Origin of the sequence: Salipiger mangrovisoli (assembly GCF_015223355.1) — a bacterium.
Lineage (GTDB): Bacteria > Pseudomonadota > Alphaproteobacteria > Rhodobacterales > Rhodobacteraceae > Salipiger > Salipiger mangrovisoli.
Genome location: NZ_JADFFK010000061.1, coordinates 1 through 6,506 on the forward strand (window position 1 = coordinate 1; position 6,506 = coordinate 6,506).

At 60.2% G+C, this 6,506-nt stretch carries 6 protein-coding genes; 4 read left to right on the plus strand and 2 right to left on the minus strand.

Features of this window, described 5'->3' with window-relative positions; all coding sequences use genetic code 11:
* Both IQ782_RS30110 and IQ782_RS29120 read left to right on the plus strand, forming a co-directional pair.
* On the plus strand, positions 1 to 251 hold a 251-nt coding region (locus IQ782_RS30110), incomplete at its 5' end, for a hypothetical protein (RefSeq protein ID WP_240989667.1).
* A 35-nt stretch (positions 252 to 286) separates the two neighbouring features.
* Entirely contained in the window at positions 287 to 1,306 is a 1,020-nt protein-coding gene (locus IQ782_RS29120; RefSeq protein WP_194138162.1) for a metallophosphoesterase family protein, read from the plus strand.
* A 331-nt stretch (positions 1,307 to 1,637) separates the two neighbouring features.
* On the opposite strand, the gene IQ782_RS29125 is transcribed toward IQ782_RS29120, so the two are convergent.
* Complete coding sequence (locus IQ782_RS29125) at positions 1,638 to 3,275, minus strand: amidohydrolase family protein (RefSeq protein ID WP_338092670.1); 1,638 nt, start codon at positions 3,273 to 3,275, stop codon at positions 1,638 to 1,640.
* Between the two features lie 69 nt (positions 3,276 to 3,344).
* Complete coding sequence (locus IQ782_RS29130) at positions 3,345 to 4,673, minus strand: metal-dependent hydrolase family protein (RefSeq protein WP_194138164.1); 1,329 nt, start codon at positions 4,671 to 4,673, stop codon at positions 3,345 to 3,347.
* Between the two features lie 652 nt (positions 4,674 to 5,325).
* On the opposite strand from IQ782_RS29130, the gene IQ782_RS29135 reads away from it, so the two are divergent.
* Positions 5,326 to 5,745 carry a hypothetical protein gene (locus tag IQ782_RS29135; protein ID WP_194138165.1) on the plus strand — a complete coding sequence of 140 codons (420 nt, stop codon included), beginning with the start codon at positions 5,326 to 5,328 and terminating at the stop codon, positions 5,743 to 5,745.
* 383 nt (positions 5,746 to 6,128) lie between these two features.
* A complete protein-coding gene (locus IQ782_RS29140; RefSeq protein WP_194138166.1) occupies positions 6,129 to 6,491 on the plus strand; it encodes a hypothetical protein in 363 nt (120 codons plus the stop codon).
* Positions 6,492 to 6,506 lie beyond the last annotated feature (15 nt).

Here is a 6,506-nt window from a genome sequence, read left to right on the forward strand (position 1 = left end):
GCGATATCGAATTCCGGTCGGTCGAATATGCTTCCCGGCAAAGTCGAACTACCGCGCTCTACGGCAGCTTTGTCCGCGACGTGGTCGTCCCATTCTCTCGGGGGGAAGGCCCACTGCGCCGGATGAGGCAAGTCGAGACGAAAGGCATGTTTGCGCTGATCTGGCTTTTTTCAGAAGCTACGCAAACCTTCGCGCCCCCCGGTCAACGAGAGAATTGTTCGTCGTCAATGATGCCAGCCTCGGCACCGTAGTACTGTTCCTTCGCTGAGTAGAGGGAGGACTGGCCATGCGACCGAGAGCGATCCTCGCGATCTTGTTGGGTCTTGCAGGAACCAGCGGCACTGCGGCGGATTTCAGCTACGACGCGGCTGCGCTCCCGGGTGCGAAACCGTGGACATCCGAAGATTTCAACGACGACCCCAGCGACTTTCAGTTCATCGTCATCGGCGACCGAACGGGGGGCGCCAACGTCGAAGGTACGTTCGACCTGGCGGCGGAGCAGGTTCGGCTGCTGAAGCCCGAGTTCGTGATCAACGTCGGAGACCTGATCGAAGGCTATAGTTATGATCCGGCGGAACTGAACGCCGAATGGGACGAGGTCGACGCCAAGCTGGCGAAAATGGAGACGCCGTTCTTCCGGACGCCCGGCAATCACGACATCGCAAATTCGGTCGCGCAGGAGGTCTGGCGCGAAAGGTTCGGCGCGACCTATTACAGCTTCGTCTACGGCGACACCCTGTTCCTCGTGCTCGACAGCGAGGACCCGCCCCGCGAGGCGCCGGCAGGCATGAAAGACAAGATCGCGCTCTATAACCGGCTTCAGACAGAAGACCCAGAGCGCGCCAAGAGCATGCTGGCCGAGTTCATGTCGGACGAGTCCGTCGTTGCAGGGCTTGCAATGAAGGCTGAGTTCAACGAGGCGCAGACCACCTTCGTCCGCAATGCCTTGACGCAGCATCCGGACGTGCGCTGGACATTCCTGTTCCTCCATGAGCCTGCCTGGGAGAACCCTTCGGACAGCTACATGGCGATCGAGGACATGCTCAAGGGACGGGATCACACCATCATCGCCGGCCATCTGCACTACTACGACTACGACAACATCGACGGGTATGAGCACATCACGATGGGACCTGCCGGAGCGTCCTTCCACCAGGAGGGACCCGGAAACGTCGACCACGTCATGTGGGTGACGATGACGGAGGATGGACCCGAGATCGCCAACATCGCGCTGAAGGGTGTTTTCGACCGCAAGGGCCTCGATCCCGATCTCTTCGGCGCCTATGATCGCAAAGGGGCCGAGTGACGGAGCTCTTGGTCGGCTCGACACTGCGCGGATGCAGCGAAAGTCCGGAAGGTCCGCTGTGCCGACCTCGGGTCGTCGGAAATGCTGCGGCCTGCATAAATGACCGGTTCGGGGAAGCTGCGACGCGCCAGGTGCTCGGCTCGCTGCGCCGCCGCAAGTCGGGTTGGAGCCCTTTCTTGCCGTCTGTCGGGACAGTCAGCGTTGGGAATATTCTGCAGCGCAAAATGCTCACCAATATCTCCGACCTGAGAACCATGCCGCGCCGCAGGACAGAGCCACCTTGGAGCCTGGTGCGCTTGAAAACCTGCGTTCCGCAGACGCAGGTCTCGGCTCACTGCTTCAATTCCGCCCCCGCGCCGGTATCGTCAAGCGTATGCAGGTCCGGAACGTTGATCGCGTGTGCCCCGAGCCATCCTTCGACGTCAACCGGCTGATAGCGGCCTGCCGCCTCGACGGGGAAGCGGATCGCTTGGCCCGGCTTGACCGGCAGCACTTCCGACTCCTTCACCACGATGGTCCCGTTGACGATGACATAGGGGATCCCGACAGGGGGAAGACCATTCTCTCCAGCCTTGTAGGAGGCCCGGGGGGCAACATTCTCGGGGTCGAAGAGTGTCAGATCAGCGATCTTGCCAACCTGCACGCGGCCGCGCTCCTGCATCGCCCGGAGGCCGGTGTCGCCGAGATGCTTGGCGCTCCAGTAGCTCAGTTGCGCCAGCGTGAACATCAGCGGCACACCGTTTTCGCGCCCAAGTTGCAGGGTTGCCGAATAGCTCGAGGCGGTTCGCGGATGGCCGGCGTAAAGGCTCACATCCGCTTCCCAAGGCAGGGGGTTGCCGTCCTTGTCGAGGCCGACCATCGCGTCGGATGCAACGACCATTTCAGGGATTGTCGGCCAGTACTTGAGCCATGCCATGCGGGGTGGAATATGGACGATGATGGTGAGGTCGGGCCGATCCCTTACCGCCGCGAGATACTCGTCCTTGCTCAGGAATTTGTCCGCTGTCGGATCGTAGATCGTCTCTTCGTACTTGTAGCCATTCACGGCTTCCCACTGATCGGGGCGCAGGAAATCGGCGCTGACGAGGGTCGAGCCAGCGGCGAACGGGTAATATTCCCCCCAGACATTGAAGCCTTGCGCGCGGGCCAGCTGGAGCTTCTCCTCGTTCTCCCACCAGCCGTAGTCGTTGTCATGCGCCAGAAGCAGCGGCGCGCGCAGCAGCATTGCGTTGACCAGCACTTCATCAAGCGCGATCGGCGCTTCGGTCGGTGTCTGGGAATTCAGGTGGTACCGCGTGTGGACAGAAACCAGGCGACCATAGCGGGCGGCTGCCCGTTGCGCCTGGAACAGCTCGTAGCTCGTCAGCCCGCGAGCCATGTACGCCGCGGGCACACCAACACCGAGAGCACCCTCGCGCAGGTCCTCATCCAGAAGCTTCATGATTTCATTCATCTGGTCGATATTGCTGCGCGTAAGCGACCAACCAACCACTCCGTCGGCACCAGCTTTTCCACCAAAAGTGAACTGGTTTGCCGCGTCGATCGGCACGCCGATCTGCAACTCGGGATCATGCACGATCATGCGCGCCGTCCCGAGGCCGCTGGTCGTTCCGAAGTTGGTCTGGCTCCCGTCCCGCTCCCTCTGGGCGTACCAGGCGCCGACGGGCATCGCGCCGGACTCGAGGTCCATGCCCGTCGTGATGCCGTCGGCCACGCCGAGCTTCGTCCCGAAAGGGTCCACCGCGTGAAAATGCGTGTCGATGAAGCCGGGCGCGACGACGAGACCGGCGGCCTCGATGACCTCCTTCCCGGAGATCGCGTCTTGGGTGATCGCAGCGATCCTGCCATCCTTGATCCCGAGATTGGCGATGCCGTCGAACATCGTCTCGGGATCCATGACCCGGCCACCGTTGATGACCAGATCGAAGTCCTGCGCGGATGCCGGGACAGCCAGCACCAGCGTCGTCACGGTGAGAAATTTCCCAAGTCTCGTCATCCGGGAGCCCCCCTGTCGCAATGAACAGCTCTGTTCAGAAGTTCAGTTCAGCGCCTGTTTGAATATCTTTCCGCCCTTCATGATCAGGTCGAAATTTTCGTCGGGGTCGGCGACCAGGGTGAGGTCCTCAAGCGGATTTCCGTCGACCAGGATCAGGTCCGCGTATGCGCCTTCCGCGATCACCCCCAATGGACCCGCCTGATAGGGGTTTCTGGCGCCGCTCATCAACAGGAGTTCGGCATTCGTGGACGTCGCCATCTCCAGGGCCTCGAAGGGTGTGAACCAGTGGCCAAGCTTGGCCAGGAACTTGCCCTGCTTCGCCGCAACAGCCGGATCGAAAAGAATGTCGGTTCCGAAGTCGATCTTCACGCCGAGGCGTTTGGCTGCCCGGTAAACCTTGTCGGTTCCCTGGGTGACTTCAATCCATTTGGCCGTACTGATGGGGTCAGAGAAGGTGAATGCATCCTCGTCATCCAAGAGGGGCTGGATCGACAGCCAGACGCCTGCATCCTTCATCATCTGCAGCGTTTCGTCGCTCAGCAAGAATCCATGTTCTACCGTCTTGATACCGGCCTCGATGGCTATTTGCGTGGCGCGATCGGTAAACGTATGCGTGGCCACATAGGTCCCCCAATTCTCCGCCTCCGTGACCGCTGCAGAGATTTCCTCCGGGGAATATTCGCTGACATCCAATGGATCATAAAGCGACGACACGCCGCCGCCGGTCGAGATTTTTATCTGCGTCGCACCCATCCGGAGACTTTCCCGAACCCGTAGCCGGACTTGGTCCACGCCGTCAGCGCGCATGACGACCATGTTGCGCTCAAGATAGCTGAGCGTGTCCGGATCCTCGGAAGGAACGCTCGTGTAGGGGTTGCCGTCCGAGTGTCCGCCGGTCTGGGAAATCATCGGGCCCGACGGATAGATGCGCGGGCCAGGGTAGATGTCGGCATCGATCGCCTTCTTGATCGAGAACGGGTTTCCCCCGACGTCTCTCACCGTCGTGAAACCCCGCATCAGCGTCGCCTCGGCGCCTTTCAGCCCCATTACGACAAGATGCTCGAAGTCACGCGTAAGCAGTTCGGATTGCGGGACGTAATTGAACAAGACGTGCCAATGGGCATCGATCAGTCCCGGGATCATCGTTCGCCCGCCACCGTCGATCACCGTGGCACCGTCGGCCGAAATTGGTTCGCTGGATACTCTGCGGATCAACTCGCCCTCAATCAGGACGTTCGCATCCTCGATCAGCGCCTCGTGAACGCCATCGAAGATATCGACATTGGTGATCAGCGTTTGCTGCGCAGGCTCTTGTGCGTGGGCTGCGCTCGCAAGAATGCTAAAGGCCACGCCGAGGAAAATTCGCGCCATGTCGCCTCGCAAGGAATAAATCTATGGCACGAATGTGGAGGACCCGTCCCCACCGCGCATTGATCTACGTCATATTTTGATTGGTCTGCCCAAGTTCTCGCTTTGGCGAGTCTTGAACATCCCCGAAACCCTGCATGTTGGAATAATCTCTGCGAATTCCAACGAACCCAACGCGTTGGCGAGGCTTCTGCGATGCCAAATCTAAGCGTAGAGGACGAGCAGGTTGCTGTCCATACGGTAGGAGGTTCCTCGACCATTCGTTGAGTCTAATGGCGCTCGCCCATGCCAGTGAGCCGTTCACTCGGACCGCGATGGTGCATCCGCAGCGAATGTCCGGAAGGTCCGCAGACCGGACCGACACGGTTTCCCAAACCCCAAGAATTTTCGCGTTCTCTACCACTTTTTTCTTCGTCTCCGGAGAAGTGACCAATCTTCTTTTCGAAGCCTACGAACAGTGACGCAGCGCTGGCTCAACGCGCCAACATGAACCAAGCAAGGAGCACTCACCTGATTGACTGGCCGCTCCCTGATCTGTCCTCCCGCGCACTCGGGCGAGCGCAGGTGGCCAGATCAAGGAGCAACCTAAGGAATGTCTTGGCGGACCGGCAAGCTTGATGCCGCACGAACGCGGCGCGCCAAGGAGAAGACTTTCATGAGGACTACACTTCGGACTGCGGCCCATTCCGGCGACCCGCAACTCACTGCGGCACAACTCCACCTCGCAGAGCATGGTGACGCTCTCATTTCTGCGGCAGAACTTGTTGGGGGAGCGGAGCGCGGACGGCGCGTGCTTCGCTTGATCGGCGATCTGCGTAAGGCGAGGCGCCTGACACTCGGAGCCAAAGTCGAGCTCGTTGCCCTTCACCGGCTCCTCTCGCTCGACCCCCTGGGAATGGCCGAAGACGACGATCTCGGTTTCGACTTCTCGCTCATGCTCGATCCCGACGGCATTGAAGTCGAGGAAATCTGCCTACAAACCGACGCCCTGTTCGACTTGCTCCAGGCACTGGCCTCTATGGAAGAAGACCGAGGCATCATGGCCGAAGCACTGGCCAGGCAGGACGCCGCCTGAGTTCCCCATACCGCTGGCCTTCAAGGCCAGCGGCTTGAAATCCCCAGCCTGTAACAAGCGTCAAGACGAAGACGATTTGCAGCTCCCGATACCGACCGACGCATCCGGAGCAACGTGCAACGTTATCCAACCCGGTAGTTCGAGAATTGAGCCGGCGACAACGTCGCAGGGCAGACCCTCGCCGAAAAAAATCGATTGAGCCGGAAGTTTTTCGTTCGTCTTCGCACTGCAAGACCAATGTTCTCTTCACCAGCACCAACCGACGACGAAACTGCAAATACAGGGGGCCGAAACCACGCTCAAACACCTCCAGATGCTTCACTCATGACGCCGCAGAAAAGGCATTAACCAGCTGAGTTTTCGCATGAAACGGAGGTTCCATCATGTTCAACACCCTCACTTCCAACACCGGACAAGCCGCCCACGACAGGATCGCGGACACGGAAAGGCACCTTCGCCGTCATGGCCGCAGCTTGTGCGACCTTCTCGACGCTCTCGATATGCCGACCGCGTTCGACGCGTTCTGCGATCTTCATGGCGCCTTCGGGACCCAGCAACCGAATGCGCGGATGATCGAGGATGCGCTTGCCGAGATCGAACAGGGCCTGGCGCGTCAGACGGCGTCGGCTATCGACACCATTGCCCGCAAACGGAAGTTCGATACGGCGGCGGTCCGTTGGCATGGAGCGGATAGTGCCCCCGCGCGTGGTGTAGGAGCGTCGACCTTCGGAGAGGTCCGGGTCTGATCAGGATGCCACGGC

Coding starts and splice junctions, on each gene's coding strand:
- IQ782_RS29140 (WP_194138166.1), top strand. CDS start 6,129: ATGTTCAACACCCTCACTTCCAACACCGGACAAGCCGCCCACGACAGG.
- IQ782_RS29130 (WP_194138164.1), bottom strand. CDS start 4,673: ATGGCGCGAATTTTCCTCGGCGTGGCCTTTAGCATTCTTGCGAGCGCA.
- IQ782_RS29135 (WP_194138165.1), top strand. CDS start 5,326: ATGAGGACTACACTTCGGACTGCGGCCCATTCCGGCGACCCGCAACTC.
- IQ782_RS29120 (WP_194138162.1), top strand. CDS start 287: ATGCGACCGAGAGCGATCCTCGCGATCTTGTTGGGTCTTGCAGGAACC.